A 14,435-nucleotide genomic window follows, 5' to 3' on the forward strand; every position below is an offset into this window, starting at 1 on the left:
CCTGGGGTCGGGTTCCTGTCGTCCGCACGCTGGGCACACCCGGCGGCCGTGCACCGGGTTCCGCTCGTCCGGGTCCGAGGGGATCAGTCGAGGTCGATGCGCTGCCCGGGACCGGTGCCGTCCCCGGGGTCGCGGCGTTCGTCCTCGTCGCGGGGGTCGTCGTGGTCGTCGCGGCCGGTCCAGCGGCGCTCCTGGCCCTGGACGGCGGAACGGTAGGCCGCGAGCAGTTCGCCGCCGGCGCTCGCCAGGTGGTCGAAGACGTCGGGGTTGCGTTCGATGACCGGTTCCACCGCGGCCCGGGCCTGCTGGACGACCTGCCGCACGGCCTGCTGGGCCGCCGGTCCCGCGACCGCGCCGAACAGCGGGGACTGCAGGGTGGACAGCTTGTCCGCGACGGCGTCGACGAGCTTCTTCAGCTCCTCCGCCGCGGAGCCGGGGGGCGGGCCGTAGCGGGTGCGGCGGCGGGCCTTCTCCGCTTCGAGGTCCTCGGCGCAGGCGGTCGCCCAGGCGTCGGCGTCGGTCACCCGCACCTCGTCGGCGGCATCTTCACGGGCGTCGCCGGACGGGGGGAGCTCTTCGCTCATGACGGACTCCTGACTACGGTTCGTCCCTCCGACGGTACCCGAACGGGCGTACCGGCCGCCGCGTCACCGGGTCTGCGGCCAGAGCCTCGGGTCGGGTGCGAAGCGGACGCGCAGTCCGCCGTCGCGCAGGGCGGCGCCGTCGACGGTGCAGCGGCGCAGCGCGGAGGGCAGCGGGACGATCCGGCGGAACGGGCCCGCGGTGACCACGAGTTCGTCGCCGCGACGCACCAGGTCGAGTTCCTCGCGTATGGCGCCGGGCAGGGGGATGTGCCAGACGAGCACGCCGTCCTCGGCGATCCGGTCGGCCACGGTCCACTCGACGGCGGGGGGCTCCCCGTCGGCGCCGGGGACGTCGAGGGCGGTGAGGTCGTCGGTGCCGCGCGGGTCGCGGCCGAGGTGTGCGACGGTGCGGACGTCGTGCGTCTGGCGCCACTGCTCGAGAGTCTTGCGCTGCTGGGCGACCGGTCCGGCCAGCCAGGCGTCCGGCGAGGCCTCGGGAAGGACGCGGTTGGCGATCACGAGGTCGGTGCCGAGGCCGCGCAGGGCGAGTCCGAGGCCCGCGGTGCGCAGGGCCTCGGCGCCGGCCGGGCCGGGCTCGGCGACCAGCCGGACGGCGGTGTCCCGGTCGGCGAGGAGCGCCTCGACGGCGGCCAGTTCGGTGTCCCAGCGGGCGGCCGTCTCGTACAGCCACTCGGCGGGCGTGGGGACACCGGCGAGCCGGCCCAGGACGGGGCGCAGGGCGCGGGCCGCCTGGCGTTCGGGCGGGAGCAGGCGGCGCAGGTAGCGGCGCAGCTCCCCGGGCAGCGCGAGCAGGGCGAGGGCCCGCGGGGCCGGGGGCAGGTCGACGACGAGGAGGTCGTGCCGCTCCGACAGCGCGGCGTCGCGCAGGGCGCGCAGCAGGGCGAGTTCCTCCGCGCCGGGCAGGGCGGTGAGCTCCTCCGCGTCGAGGCGGGAGGCGCCGAGCAGGCCGAGGGCGGAGGAGGCGCGGTCCTGCAGGGCGGTGAGGTCCTCGCGGAAGTCCCGGGCGGGGTCGGGGCGCCAGGCGGTGAGGTGCTCGGCGGCCTTGACCGGTACGGGCCCGGTCGGCACGCCGAGGGCTGCACCGAGGGAGTCGGCGGGGTCGGTGCCGAGCACGAGGGTGTCCGTGCCCCGCGCCGCCGCGGCCAGGGCGGTCGCGGCCGCGAGCGTGGTACGACCGCTGCCGCCGGGGCCGGTGATCAGGAGGGTGCGCATGGGTCCGAACGGTACCCGGCGTGCGACGGGGGACCCGGTGTCGCCGCCGGGACGGTCACACGCCGGACTCGACGCGCTTCTTCAGACCCGCCAGCGCCCGGTCGATGATGACCTTCTCCGCCTTGCGCTTGATCATGCCGAGCATGGGGATCTTGACGTCGACGGTGAGTGCGTACGTGACCTCCGTGCCGCCCGTGCCCGCCGGCTTGAGCAGGTACGTGCCGTCGAGGGAGCGCAGCATCTGGGACTTCACCAGCGTCCAGGACACCTCGTTGTCGCCGGTCCAGGTGTAGCCGAGGACCTGGTCGTCCTTGATCGCGCCGGCGTCCATGACGAGGCGGACCTGCTCGGCGCGGCCCTGCGCGTCGGTCTTGAGGACCTCCGCCTCCTTCACCTCGCCGGTCCAGTCCGGGTAGCGCGCGAAGTCGGCGATGACCGCCATGACATCGGCCGGGGCCGCCTCGATGGTGATGCTCGAGCTGGTGTGTTCCGCCATCGCTGTGGCTCCTCCAGATGCGGGCCGGTAAGAGGTCGTGGTGCGTGCGTGCAGCGTGAAGGCTACCGCGCACGGGACCGGCCGATCTCACCCGACCTGCGGGGTCGTCACCATTCCAGCGCCCACGGCGTGCCGGTCCCCGCGAAGTGGCCCACGTTCACGCATTCGGTCGCCCCGATCCGCATCCTGCGCACCAGTGGCTGGTGCACGTGCCCGAAGAGGGAGTAGCGGGGGCGGGTGCGGCGGATGGCGTCCAGCAGGGCCCGGCTGCCCCGCTCGAAGCGGCGCGCGACCGTGTCGTAGACCAGCTCGGGCACCTCGGGCGGGATGTGCGTGCACAGCACGTCGACCTCCCCGACCGCCTCGAGCTTGGCCGCGTACTCCTCGTCGCTGATCTCGTAGGGCGTGCGCATCGGCGAGCGCAGGCCGCCGCCGACGAAGCCGAAGACCCGGCCGCCGATCTCCACGCGCTGGCCGTCGACGACGGTCGTGCCGGGGCCGGCGTACTCCTGCCACAGACGCGGGATGTCGACGTTGCCGTAGGTGGCGTACGTCGGAGTGGGGAACGCGGCGAACATCTCGGCGTACTGCTTGCGGACCGCCTTCTCGATCACCGAGGCGCGGTCCTCGCCGACGCCGGCCCACAGCCGGGCGCCGAACGCGCGGGCCTCCTCGAAGCGGCGGGCGGTGCGCAGGGCGACGATGCGGTCGGCGTTCTCGACGCCGAACAGGTCGGGGAAGATCCCGCGCGAGTGGTCGGCGTAGTCGAGGAAGAGGACGAGGTCGCCCAGGCAGATGAGCGCGTCGGCGCCCTCGCCGGCCCGGGCCAGATCACGGGCGTTGCCGTGGACGTCGCTGACCACGTGCACGCGCGTCCTGCTGTTTCCGGCTGGTGTGGGTGCCATGGCGATCAAGGGTAGGCCGGGCGCCGCAGTCGTGAACAGTGGCGGCCCTACCTGCGGTTACTGGCCACTGATTCCGTGGGTGGACTACTGTGCGCGAAGAAGCACCCGATGTGTGACGCAGCGAACATCTCGACGCGACCCCCTGTCGGAGAAGCCATACCGGCGGGTAACGTCCGGGCAGTCCAGTCGTGCCCCGCATCTCAACAAGTGAATGCGGGAGCACCTGCCCGAGCCTTGGACCGCACCGTCGCAGCACACACCGTCGTGGCGCCGGCGCCCTGTGAGGAGCAGCAGTCTTGCGCGAGTTCAGCCTTCCGGCTTTGTACGAGGTCCCCGCGGACGGGAACCTGACCGACATCGTCCGCAGAAACGCCGCGCAGCACCCGGACGTCACCGTGATCGCCCGCAAGGCCGGCGGCGGCTGGCAGGACGTCTCGGCCACGGAGTTCCTCACCGAGGTGCACGCGGCGGCCAAGGGCCTGATCGCCGCCGGGGTCCAGCCGGGCGACCGGGTGGGCCTGATGTCCCGCACGCGCTACGAGTGGACGCTGCTCGACTTCGCGATCTGGAGCGCCGGCGCGGTGACCGTGCCGGTGTACGAGACCAGCTCGCCGGAGCAGGTGCAGTGGATACTCGGCGACTCGGGCGCCACCGCGTGCGTCGTGGAGTCGGGCGGCCACGCGGCCGCCGTCGAGTCGGTGCGCGACCGGCTGCCCGCGCTCAAGCACGTGTGGCAGATCGAGGGCGGCGGCGTGGACGAGCTGCGCCGGCTCGGCCGGGACGTCACGGACGAGACGGTCGAGGAGCGCAGCTCCATCGCCCGGGCCGACGACGCGGCGACCATCGTCTACACCTCCGGCACCACCGGCCGTCCCAAGGGCTGTGTGCTCACCCACCGCAGCTTCTTCGCCGAGTGCGGCAACATCGTGGAGCGGCTGCGCCCGCTGTTCCGCACGGGCGAGTGCTCGGTGCTGCTGTTCCTGCCCCTCGCGCACGTCTTCGGCCGGCTGGTGCAGATCGCGCCGATGATGGCGCCGATCAAGCTCGGCTGCGTCCCGGACATCAAGAACCTCACCGACGAGCTGGCCGCGTTCCGCCCGACCCTGATCCTCGGCGTGCCGCGCGTCTTCGAGAAGGTCTACAACTCGGCGCGCTCCAAGGCCCAGGCCGACGGCAAGGGCAAGATCTTCGACAAGGCCGCCGACACCGCGATCGCCTACAGCAAGGCGCTGGACACCCCCTCGGGCCCGTCCCTCGGCCTGAAGATCAAGCACAAGGCGTTCGACAAGCTCGTCTACGGCAAGCTCCGCGCGGTCCTCGGCGGGCGGGGCGAGTACGCCATCTCCGGCGGCGCCCCGCTCGGCGAGCGCCTGGGGCACTTCTTCCGCGGCATCGGCTTCACGGTCCTGGAGGGCTACGGCCTGACCGAGACCTGCGCCGCCACCGCGTTCAACCCCTGGGACCGGCAGAAGATCGGCACGGTCGGGCAGCCGCTGCCCGGCTCGGTGGTCCGGATCGCCGACGACGGCGAGGTGCTGCTGCACGGGGAGCACCTGTTCAAGGAGTACTGGAACAACCCCGGCGCCACCGCGGAGGCCCTGGCCGACGGCTGGTTCCACACCGGTGACATCGGCACCCTCGACGAGGACGGCTACCTGCGGATCACCGGCCGCAAGAAGGAGATCATCGTCACCGCGGGCGGCAAGAACGTCGCCCCGGCCGTGATCGAGGACCGCATCCGGGCGCACGCGCTGATCGCGGAGTGCATGGTGGTGGGCGACGGGCGGCCCTTCGTGGGCGCGCTGGTCACCGTCGACGAGGAGTTCCTGGGCCGCTGGTGCGCGGACCACGGCAAGCCGGAGGGTTCCACCGCGGCGTCGCTGTGCGAGGACCCGGACCTGCTGGCCGCGATCCAGGCGGCGGTCGACGACGGCAACGCCGCGGTGTCGAAGGCGGAGTCGGTGCGCAAGTTCCGCGTCCTGCCCTCCCAGTTCTCCGAGGATTCGGGCCACCTGACCCCGTCGCTGAAGCTGAAGCGGAACGTGGTGGCCAAGGACTACGCGCACGAGATCGAGGCGCTGTACGCGAAGTGACCCCTCGGGGCGCCCCCGGGATGCTCTAGAGCAGCTCCTCGAGGCGCTCCGCCAGCAGGTCCCAGCGCCATTTCTCCTCGACCCAGGCCCGGCCCCGCTCACCCATCCTGCGGCGCAGCTCGGCGTCGCCCAGGAGCGCGACGACGCGCTCGGCCGCGTCCTCGGGGGAGCCGCCCCGCACGACCCAGCCGGTCTCGCCGTCCAGGACCGCGTCGGGCGCGCCGCCGGAGTCACCGGCGACGACGGGCAGGCCCGTCGCGGAGGCCTCCAGGTAGACGATGCCGAGGCCCTCGACGTCGAGGCCGCCGCGACGGGTCCGGCAGGGCATCGCGAAGACGTCCCCGGCGCCGTAGTGGGCCGGGAGTTCGGACCAGGGCACGGCCCCGGTGAAGCGCACCGCGCAGGCGACGCCGGTCTCGTGCGCGAGGCGCCGCAGGTCCTTCTCGTACGGGCCGCCGCCGACGATCAGCAGCACGGTGTCCGGCTCGGCCGCCAGGATGCGGGGCATGGCCCGGATCAGCGTGTCCTGGCCCTTGCGCCGCACCAGCCGCGAGACGCACACCACGACCGGCCGGTCCGTCAGGCCCAGCCGGGCCCGCACCTCGTCTCCGCCCGACCCGGGGTGGAAGGTCTTCTCGTCGACCCCGGGCGGCAGTCGCACCATGCCTGCGGCCGCCTCCGGGGTCAGGGCGGTCGCGATCCGCGAGCGCGTGTACTCGCCGAGGTAGGTGATCGTGTCCGTGGAGTCGCCGACGCGGCGCAGCAGTCGCCGGGCTGCGGGCAGTTGCGCCCAGCCGGCCTCGTGGCCGTGCGTGGTGGCGACCAGCCGCTCGGCGCCGGCGGCGCGCAGTGCCGGTGCCATCAGCCCGAGCGGGGCGGCCGCCCCGAACCACACCGAGGTGCACCCGTGTTCACGCAGCAGCCCGACGGCCCGCCGGGTCGCGCCCGGGGTCGGCAGCAGCATGGTCGTCCGGTCCCGTACGACGGTGAAGGGCTGCTCGGCGTCGAAGGCGGCGGTCGCCTCGGCGCCCTCCCGGCCGCGTTTCCAGGTGGAGGCGTAGACGACGAGGCGCTGCGGATCCAGCCTCAGCGCCATGTTGTGCAGGAACGCCTGGATGCCCCCGGGCCGGGGCGGGAAGTCGTTGGTCACGATCAGGGTCTTGCGCACGCCGCCGACCCTACCGAACCGCCCCTCGCCGTCCCGCGGGGCGGCCCGTGTGGCACGCTCGCAACCGGCGGGTCCATCATGGCCCTTCGAGACGGCACGCGGACGGGCAGGGATCAGGTGGAGACGACGGGCACGAGGCGGTCCCTGGCGTGGCTGCCGGTGGTCTGGTGTCTCACGCGGCTGGTCCTGCTGCTGTTCGTGCTGAAGGTGTACGTTTTCCCCGGCCCGGACGTCACGAGCGACGTGCACGTCATCTACCAGGGCTGGTACGACGTCCTGCGCACCGGAACGTTCCCCCGGGAGGACGTCACCTGGCAGTACCCGCCCGCCGCCGCGCTGGCGATCCTCTCCCCCGGCCTGCTGCCCTTCTGGGACTACGCGACCGCCTTCTTCGCCCTGGCCTGCGCCACCGACCTGGCCGTGCTGGCCCTGCTGGCCCGGGCCGGCCGGCGCCCGGGCCGGACGCCGCGCGGCGCCTGGGTGTGGGTGGTCGGCGTGCCGCTGCTCGGCCCGACGGTGTACGCGCGCTACGACGTGATGGTCACGGCCGTGGCGGTCGCGGCGCTGCTCGCGGGCGCCCGGCACCCGAGGACGCTCGGGGCTCTGGCGGCCTTCGGGGCCCTGCTGAAGGTATGGCCCGCGATGCTGCTGCTGGCCGCCCGGCGGCGCAGCGCGTGGGTGTCGGCGCTGGTCACGGGCCTCGCGGTGACGGGCGTGTTCGTCCTGGCCATGCCGGGCGCGTTCGCCTTCCTGACCTTCCAGCGCGACCGGGGCACCGAGGTGGAGTCGCTGGGCGCGCTGGTCTTCCACGTCGCCCGGCACTTCGGCTGGGAGGGCACGGTGCTGCTGAACTACGGCTCGATCGAGTTCCTCGGGCCCTACGTGAGCGAGGTGAGCACGGGCGCGCTGTTCCTGACGGGGGCGGCCTTCGGCTGGCTGGTGCTGTGGCGGCTGCTGGCCCGGGAGTTCGAGGAGCACACCCTCGCCGACGCGGCCTTCGTGGCCGTGCTGCTGTTCACCACCACGAGCCGGGTGATCAGCCCGCAGTACATGGTGTGGCTGGTCGGGCTGGCGGCGGTGTGCCTGTGCCTGCCGGGCAGCCGGATGCGGCTGCCGGTCGCCTTGGTGCTGGTGGCGTGCTTGGTGACGGTCCTGGAGTTCCCGCTGTACTTCGCGAGCGTGGTGGCGAGCGACGGCCTCGGCCTGACCCTGCTGTTCGTGCGCAACGGCCTGCTGGTGGCCGCCTCGCTGATCGCGGCCCGGGCGCTGTGGCGCGCGACGGTCCCGGGCGCGGTCCCCGCTCCGCCGCCCTCCCGGCGGGCCCCCGCGGACGAGGCCCCGGTCTCCTCCTGAGGCGGCCGGCCGCCAGGGCATTCGCACCGCCCCGGGATCAGCCCAGCCGGTCGCGCAGGTGCTCCCGCCACTGCCGGGTGAAGGCCTCCGGCGTCGTCCCCAGCACGTCCCGCATCGCCTCCTCCACCGCCCCGCGGCGCTCCCGGTGCTCCCCGACCGCACGGTAGAAGTCCCGCAGTGCGGACTCGCCCCAGCGGTCGGCGATCATCAGGCAGGCCGTCCAGCCGCTCTCGTAGGCCCGGGCCAGGCGGCTCGCGTCGCCGGTGAAGCCGAAGTCCCCGTCGGCCGGGAGGGCGGCCGGGAGCTCTCCCCGGCCCACGGCACGGGTCAGTTCGGGGGCGGCGTCGGCGGGGGTGCGGCCGGCGGCGCGGTAGCCGGCCCAGTCGGCGTACCCCTCGGACAGCCACAGCGGGGTGGCGGGGGTGGTGTGGGCGCGGGTGGCGACATGGGCCGTCTCGTGGGTGACGACGACCTGCTCGCCGACGCTGCCGAGGAGGGCGAAGGCGTCCGGGTTGACGATGATCCGGTCGGCGGGCGTCCGGGCCCCGCCGCCCGTCTCGCCGGCGGTGACCGCCGCGATCCCGCGGTACGAGGAGGCCGGCGAGCCGAGCAGCCCCGCCATCCCCTCCAGCGACTGCGGCACGAGCACGACGACGCGCCGGCTCCAGGCAGTGCCCCACGCGTCCGACACGGCGGGCACGGCACGGTCGGCCAGGCCGGCGAAGTGGCGCAGCGACCGGGCGGACTGCCCGACGCCGAGAACAAGACTGCGCGTGCCCCGGACCAGCCGCACCTCTCCCTGGTCCCACAGCTGCTGCGCGGACTTCGTCGCGGGCCGGTCGGCGTCCACGGACCAGTGCCCGGCCGCGTCCCGGCTCAGCCGCAGGGTGCGGCCGGCGGTCACGGGGGCGCGGTCGTACCCGGCGACGCGGTAGCGCAGTTCCGCGTCGGCGGTGGCCGTGTCGCCGGTGCGGCGCAGCCCGGTGACGCGGTACGACCAGGCGGCCAGGGGGATCGTGCGCAGCCGGGGGAAGTCCGCCTCGCTCCCGGTGCGTCCGTAGGCCCGCTCGTCCCCGTCGAGGACGGCCGCCGCCCGCCGGTCCAGCAGCCGCTGGACGTCGGCCCCGGCGCTGTCGGCCGCGGACGGGCCGCCGCACCCGACCGGGGCGACGAGCAGCAGCACGAGCGCCACCACCGAGGACCCCGACCTTCGACCCGCCACGCTCCCGATCGTACGGGCGCGGGGCGCCGGTGGTCAGACCCTGGTGACCGACGTGACCGGCATCATCCCGACCGGGTCGTAGCGCACCGGCGCGCCGGGGTGGGGCGCGTGGATGACCTGGCCGTTGCCCATGTACATCCCGACGTGGCTGGCGTCGGCCCGGTAGACGACCAGGTCCCCGGGGCGCGCCTGGGACAGCGGGATCTGCCGGCCGGCGTGGCGCTGGGCCTGCGAGGTACGCGGCAGGGCGACCCCGGCCTGGGCGTACGACCACTGCATCAGGCCCGAACAGTCGAATCCGGTGGGGCCGTTGGCGCCCCAGACGTAGGGCTTGCCGAGGGCGCTGCGGGCGGCGGCGACGGCGGCGGCGCCGCGGCCCGAGGCGGCGGTGGCGCCGCCGAGGTCGGGCAGGCCGGTGCGCCCGGAGCGGGAGGCCCGGCCGTAGGCGCCGCGTTCGCTCTCCGGCAGGGAGGCGAGCAGGCGCCGGGCCTCGGCCAGCTTGTGCTCGACGGTCTTCTTGTGGGCGGCGACGGTCCTGCGGGTCCGTTCCAGTTCACGGAGTGCGGCCGTGGCCTCCTCGCGGTGCTGGGCGAGCTCGCGCAGGGCGTCCTGGAGGCCCTTCAGCTCCCCGGCCTGGCGGGCGGTGAGGCGGTCGAGGCGGGAGGCCTTGTCGAGGTAGTCGTCCGGGTCGTCGGAGAACAGCAGGGCGAGCGACGGGTCGAGGCCGCCCGAGCGGTACTGCGCGCCGGCCAGGGAACCGAGCGAATCCCGCAGGGAGTTGACGCGCTGCTGCTGCCGGGCGACCCGGTCCCGGGCGGTGCCGATCTCCTCGCGCAGTTCGTCGGCGCGCTCGTCGGCCGCGTTGTGGGCCTCGGTCGCCTTCTCGGCCTGCTCGTAGAGCCGGTCCACCGTGGCCCGGGTGTCGTCGTGCGGCGCGGCCAGGGCCGGAACAGCGCCCAGGGTGACGGCCGCGACGGACAGGAAGCTGACGGCGGCACCGGCGCCCCGGGCGAACCCGGGTGGTGCAAGGCGGCGATGGGACCCCACGGGAAGCCGCTCTCCTTCCGCTGGCGGACGGTGGAAACGCGCCAGACAGTAGCCCCGCGGCGGGGGACCGCCAACGACCGTCCGTGGGAGGTCACCAGGACGCCCCGCCGCTGACGCAGGTCAAGGGCAGGGCGCGGGCTCACGCGGGGCTGCCGTGATTCGCCCGTTCGGCGGATGCGGCGTCCCGGTCGAGGGGGCTGCGAGGAGGGTGGGTCAGACCCGGACTCCGAACATGAACGGGCCGCCGATGGTGTTCATCGACTCGTAGCGGACGACCGTGCCGGTGCGCGGGGCGTGGATGATCTGCCCGTTGCCGGCGTAGAGGCCCACGTGGTGCAGGTCGTTGAAGAAGAAGACCAGGTCGCCGACCTTGAGCTGGCTGACCGAGTAGATCTTGGTGCCGGCGCCGGTCTGGGCCTCGGAGGTGCGCGGGATCTGGACGCCGGCCGCGGCGTACGCCCGGGAGGTGAGGCCGGAGCAGTCGTAGGAGCTCATGCCGGTGGCGCCGTAGACGTAGGGCTTGCCGAGCTGGCTCTGGGCGAAGGCGAAGGCGGCGGCGGCGCGGCCCGAGCTGGGCGGGGTCTTGGCGGTGAGGGCGTCGCGCTCGGCGGTCCGGCTGGCGCGGTTCTCCTCTTCCTTGAGCTGCGCCTTCTCGGCGGCGGTGAGGGTGTTGAGCAGCTTCTGGGCGGAGGAGAGCTTGCCCTGGACTTCCTTCTTCTTCTCGCCCAGTTCGGCGCGGGTGGAGGCGAGGTCCTTGAGCTTCTCGGACGCCTCGGCGCGCTGCTGGGCGAGTTCGCGCTGCTTCTCCTGGACCTTCTTCAGCGCCTCGACCTGCTGGCTGCTCAACTGGTCGAGCGTGGAGGCCTTGTCGAGGTAGTCGTCCGGGTCCGAGGAGAGGAAGAGCTGGAGCGAGGGGTCGATGGAGCCGGTGCGGTACTGCGACGCGGCGGCCAGGCCCAGGCTGTCGCGCAGCTCGTTGAGCTCCTCCTGGCCGCGGGCGACGTTGTCCTGGATGGTGGAGATCTCCTTCTGGAGCTTCTCCTGCTTCTCCTTGGCCCCGTTGTACTTCTCGGTGGCGTGCTCGGCCTCTTCGTAGAGCTTGTCGACCTTCGCCTTGACCTCGTCCTTGCTCGGCTTCTCGCTGGGGGCCGCGTTGGCGGCCTGCGAGCTGAAGGCGACGGCAGCGGCGGCGGCGGTGGTCAGCACGGTCACACGTGCGCGGCTGGGCTGCTTCGGACGACGGTGGGACGCCACGGGTGAAAAGCTCCTTCTGGCCCCTCCGCCGTCTCTCCCGATGAGTGATCACCCGAGCGGAGGTTCGGGGCCTGACCCTAGTGACCCTCCTGTGATCAGTTCAAATCCTCAGATGAAAAATCGCGTCACAGGTGGCGAACTTTTTCCCGGGACTCACAGGCGGTGCACCGCACTTGACGCAACGTGGCCCACGGGTCCCATCAATTGGGGCATCCCGCCCGGATGTTGCGCATCGCCCGTAGGGTTCCTAGGCGCGCGAAAGGCGCTTGAGGAGCATCGCGGAAGCCACGGGCCGGGCGCCCGCGCGGGCCACCCCGTCGGCGACCTCGCGGTCGGTGGAGGCCACGATGACCGGGCGGCCCGGGGGTTCGGCGCGCACCAGCTGGCGGATGAGCTCGTCGGCGGTGACGCCCGGCTTGGAGAACAGCACCCGGACACCGCGCGGCGGCGCGAGCAGCACCGGCGCGGCCAGTTCCGCGCCGTCGAAGACGCAGGTCACCTCGGCGCCGCTCTGCGCCGCGAGCTGGGAGAGCTGGCCGAGCAGCCTGAGGCGCTGCTTCTCCAGCGGCATCTGCGGATAGCCGGTCTTGGTCACGTTGTAGCCGTCGACGACCAGATGGGCCTGCGGCAGCGCGAGCAGCTGGTCCAGGACCTGCGGATCGTTCTCGGACAGGGCGCGGGCGGCGATGTCCTTGGGGGACATCCGGCCCGGCTCGACGGCGTCGACGGTCTCGGCGGGCCGGATCGACACCGGCGGCAGGGCCAGCTCGCGGCGGAGCCCCTGGGTGGCGTCCAGCAGGGTGTCCAGCAGCAGTCGTACCCGCATGTCCTCGACGCTGCGGCCCTCGCGCGCAGCCCGGCGGGCGGCCTCCAGGGCGGCCTCGCTCTCGCCCAGCCGGGCCTTCAGGCGACGGGTCTCGCTCTCGGCGGCGGACACCTGGGCCTGGCCCTCGGCGCGGACGGCCTCGATCTCGCCCTGCATCTTGCGCAGGGCCGCCTCGCCGCGCTTGACGTCGCTCTGGGCGGCGCGCAGCTTGCGCTGCAGGGACTCGGTCTCCTTCCTTGTCGATTCCAGCTCCGTGCGCAGCCGCTCGGTCTCGGCGCGGGTGTGGTCGCGGGCCCGGGCGAGCTCGGCGCGCAGCCGCTCCAGCTCGGCCCGGCTCTCCTCGTCGGCGCGCTCGGCGTGGGCCCGCTGGGCCTCCTCGCCGGCGGCCGCCACGAGCTTCACCCAGCCCGGCGGCCGCAGTACGTAGGCCGCGGCCGCCACGTCGAGCGGATCCGCGGCCGGGGGCGGCGAGCCGGAGTCGAGGGCGCCGGTCAGTTCCGGCTGGCCCTCTCTGAGTTTCTCCCCGATGCGCTGGCGGAACAGCGGGTCGGTCTCCAGGGCCGCGGCCATGGCGTTGCCGGCGAACTTGGCGCGGCGGTTCGGGGCGAAGCGGGCGTACTGCCTCAGCTGCGCGGGCAGTTCGCCGACCGTCAGCGAGCCGAAGCCGTCGGAGACGATCTGCACCACCTTGCGGCGCACGCCGTCGGGCAGCGGACGGTCGAGCACCTCGGCGGCGCCGTCGCCCGGCCCCCCGCCCGTGGTCTCCACCATCCGTCACACCCCCATGCCTGTGCGGGCCCGGCTCCGCTCAGGAGCCGGCGCCCGGCCTGTCCACGAGTTCCACCTGGTCCACCGCGTTGCACCAGCGGCAGCGCACCGACTCGATGGTCTCACTGAGCACCTCACGCTCCTCGACCCTGGGCTCTCCGGCCAGGTCGAGATGGACGTACTCGACGACCTTCGACGAGCGGGTCACGTCGAACCGCGTGAGGTTGCCGCAGAGGGTGCAGCGCCACCGCGTCTCGGCGGTCGGGAGGGGAACCGTCATCGTGACCTGTTCTCTTTCCTTCTAGTGTCCGTGACGCCACCGGATTCCCCGGTGCGTGTGGTCCGTAACCCTACGGCCTGCCGGGTCCTCGCCGCCCACGCGTCCACGGCGGCGAGGCGGTCTGCACGGATGCGTCCGGTTACGTCATGCTCTGTGTCCATGATCAGCAAGTGGAGAGCGACGCTCGTCCGGGCCGGCGGATCGGTCGGGGGTGCGACGGCGCCGGTGACGTACACCCTGATCGCCCTGTGCTGCGCGGCCTTCCTGGCCGGACCCGCCTCGGGCCTGAATCCGGCGTACGGCTCGGGCGACGAACTGCTCGGAGCGCAGCGGGCCTACTTCCGCCGCTGGGGCGTGATCCCCGCAGAACTGTTCGACGGCTCCGAGGGGGCGGGCGTCTCCGCCCTCACCCCGGTGACCGCTCTGTTCGTCCACGGCAGCTGGGTGCATCTGCTCGGCAACATGCTCTTCCTCTACGTCTTCGGTGCGATGACCGAGGAGCGGATGGGCCGGGTGCAGTTCACCCTGTTCTACGTCGGCTGCGGCTACCTGGCCCTGCTGGGCTACGCCGTCGCCCACGCGCACTCCGGGCAGTCCCTGGTCGGAGCCTCGGGGGCGATCTCGGCGGTCCTCGGCGCGTTCCTGTACCTGTTCCCCAGGGCCCGGGTGACCAGCCTCCTGCCGTTCCTGTTCTTCCTTCCGGTGCGCTTCCCCGCGTGGATCGTGCTGCCGTTCTGGGCGGCGCTGCAGTGGCTGGCGGCCGGGCGGGCCTCGGACGGGCCGGGCGTGGCCTACCTCGCCCATCTGATCGGGTTCGGCCTGGGCTTCGGCTACGCCTCGGTCCGCTACGGCCGCCCGACCGGCCCCACTAGAGTGAAGGCCGCCCCTGCTCCGGCCCCCGAGGGAGAGAACCAGCCGTGATCACCGCGATCGTCCTCATCAAGACCAGCGTGGACCGGATCCCCGAGATCGCCGAGTCGATCGCGGCGCTGGACAACGTCAGCGAGGTCTTCTCCGTCACCGGCACCTACGACCTGATCGCGATGGTCCGGGTCAAGGAGCACGAGGACCTGGCCGAGGTCATCCCGGGCCGGATCAGCAAGATCCCCGGTGTCGAGGGCACGGACACGCACGTGGCCTTCCGCACGTACTCGCAGCACGACCTGGAGGCGGCGTTCTCGATCGGCCTGGACAACTAGGCCCGCC

Annotated in this window: 14 protein-coding genes; 4 read left to right on the forward strand and 10 right to left on the reverse strand. The window is 73.4% G+C overall.

All coding sequences use genetic code 11. The features are described 5' to 3' along the window. Positions 1 to 83: 83 nt before the first annotated feature. The 4 genes from ACFW6P_RS09345 to ACFW6P_RS09360 all read right to left on the reverse strand — a co-directional run bounded on the left by ACFW6P_RS09345 (position 84) and on the right by ACFW6P_RS09360 (position 3,218). On the reverse strand, positions 84 to 584 hold the full coding sequence (locus ACFW6P_RS09345) for a DUF5304 domain-containing protein (protein ID WP_386355145.1): 501 nt from the start codon (positions 582 to 584) through the stop codon (positions 84 to 86). A 63-nt stretch (positions 585 to 647) separates the two neighbouring features. After that, on the reverse strand, positions 648 to 1,817 hold the full coding sequence (locus tag ACFW6P_RS09350) for an ArsA family ATPase (RefSeq protein ID WP_386355142.1): 1,170 nt from the start codon (positions 1,815 to 1,817) through the stop codon (positions 648 to 650). 55 nt (positions 1,818 to 1,872) lie between these two features. Continuing rightward, positions 1,873 to 2,313 (reverse strand): SRPBCC family protein, encoded by a 441-nt coding sequence (locus ACFW6P_RS09355; RefSeq protein ID WP_386355139.1) that lies wholly within the window; start codon positions 2,311 to 2,313, stop codon positions 1,873 to 1,875. A 107-nt stretch (positions 2,314 to 2,420) separates the two neighbouring features. Next, entirely contained in the window at positions 2,421 to 3,218 is a 798-nt protein-coding gene (locus ACFW6P_RS09360; protein WP_386355137.1) for a metallophosphoesterase, read from the reverse strand. A 296-nt stretch (positions 3,219 to 3,514) separates the two neighbouring features. Here ACFW6P_RS09360 and ACFW6P_RS09365 point away from each other — a divergent pair, with 296 nt between their 5' ends. Then, on the forward strand, positions 3,515 to 5,311 hold the full coding sequence (locus ACFW6P_RS09365; RefSeq protein ID WP_386355134.1) for an AMP-dependent synthetase/ligase: 1,797 nt from the start codon (positions 3,515 to 3,517) through the stop codon (positions 5,309 to 5,311). Between the two features lie 25 nt (positions 5,312 to 5,336). Here ACFW6P_RS09365 and ACFW6P_RS09370 read toward each other — a convergent pair whose 3' ends face one another. Then, positions 5,337 to 6,479, reverse strand: coding sequence for a glycosyltransferase family 4 protein (locus ACFW6P_RS09370; protein ID WP_386355131.1), 1,143 nt, complete (start codon positions 6,477 to 6,479; stop codon positions 5,337 to 5,339). Between the two features lie 117 nt (positions 6,480 to 6,596). Here ACFW6P_RS09370 and ACFW6P_RS09375 point away from each other — a divergent pair, with 117 nt between their 5' ends. Continuing rightward, positions 6,597 to 7,832, forward strand: a complete 1,236-nt coding sequence (locus ACFW6P_RS09375; protein WP_386355128.1) for a glycosyltransferase 87 family protein — start codon at positions 6,597 to 6,599, stop codon at positions 7,830 to 7,832. A gap of 37 nt (positions 7,833 to 7,869) precedes the next feature. Here ACFW6P_RS09375 and ACFW6P_RS09380 read toward each other — a convergent pair whose 3' ends face one another. The 5 genes from ACFW6P_RS09380 to ACFW6P_RS09400 form a co-directional block, all read right to left on the reverse strand. Then, positions 7,870 to 9,054: a hypothetical protein gene (locus tag ACFW6P_RS09380; RefSeq protein ID WP_386355125.1), complete on the reverse strand. Its 1,185-nt coding sequence runs from the start codon at positions 9,052 to 9,054 to the stop codon at positions 7,870 to 7,872. Between the two features lie 33 nt (positions 9,055 to 9,087). Beyond that, positions 9,088 to 10,101 (reverse strand): NlpC/P60 family protein, encoded by a 1,014-nt coding sequence (locus ACFW6P_RS09385; RefSeq protein ID WP_386355122.1) that lies wholly within the window; start codon positions 10,099 to 10,101, stop codon positions 9,088 to 9,090. Between the two features lie 213 nt (positions 10,102 to 10,314). Further along, positions 10,315 to 11,355, reverse strand: a complete 1,041-nt coding sequence (locus ACFW6P_RS09390; RefSeq protein WP_386423294.1) for an NlpC/P60 family protein — start codon at positions 11,353 to 11,355, stop codon at positions 10,315 to 10,317. A 247-nt stretch (positions 11,356 to 11,602) separates the two neighbouring features. Next, positions 11,603 to 12,952, reverse strand: coding sequence for an NYN domain-containing protein (locus tag ACFW6P_RS09395; RefSeq protein WP_386355116.1), 1,350 nt, complete (start codon positions 12,950 to 12,952; stop codon positions 11,603 to 11,605). Positions 12,953 to 12,989: 37 nt separating this feature from the next. After that, on the reverse strand, positions 12,990 to 13,229 hold the full coding sequence (locus ACFW6P_RS09400; RefSeq protein WP_386355113.1) for a hypothetical protein: 240 nt from the start codon (positions 13,227 to 13,229) through the stop codon (positions 12,990 to 12,992). A gap of 159 nt (positions 13,230 to 13,388) precedes the next feature. On the opposite strand from ACFW6P_RS09400, the gene ACFW6P_RS09405 reads away from it, so the two are divergent. Further along, complete coding sequence (locus ACFW6P_RS09405) at positions 13,389 to 14,150, forward strand: rhomboid family intramembrane serine protease (RefSeq protein WP_386355110.1); 762 nt, start codon at positions 13,389 to 13,391, stop codon at positions 14,148 to 14,150. Continuing rightward, positions 14,147 to 14,428 carry an Lrp/AsnC family transcriptional regulator gene (locus ACFW6P_RS09410; RefSeq protein WP_274815696.1) on the forward strand — a complete coding sequence of 94 codons (282 nt, stop codon included), beginning with the start codon at positions 14,147 to 14,149 and terminating at the stop codon, positions 14,426 to 14,428. Before ACFW6P_RS09405 ends, ACFW6P_RS09410 begins: the two co-directional genes overlap by 4 nt. Positions 14,429 to 14,435: the final 7 nt, after the last annotated feature.

Source organism: Streptomyces sp. NPDC058741 (assembly GCF_042746715.1).
Classification (GTDB): Bacteria; Actinomycetota; Actinomycetes; order Streptomycetales; family Streptomycetaceae; genus Streptomyces.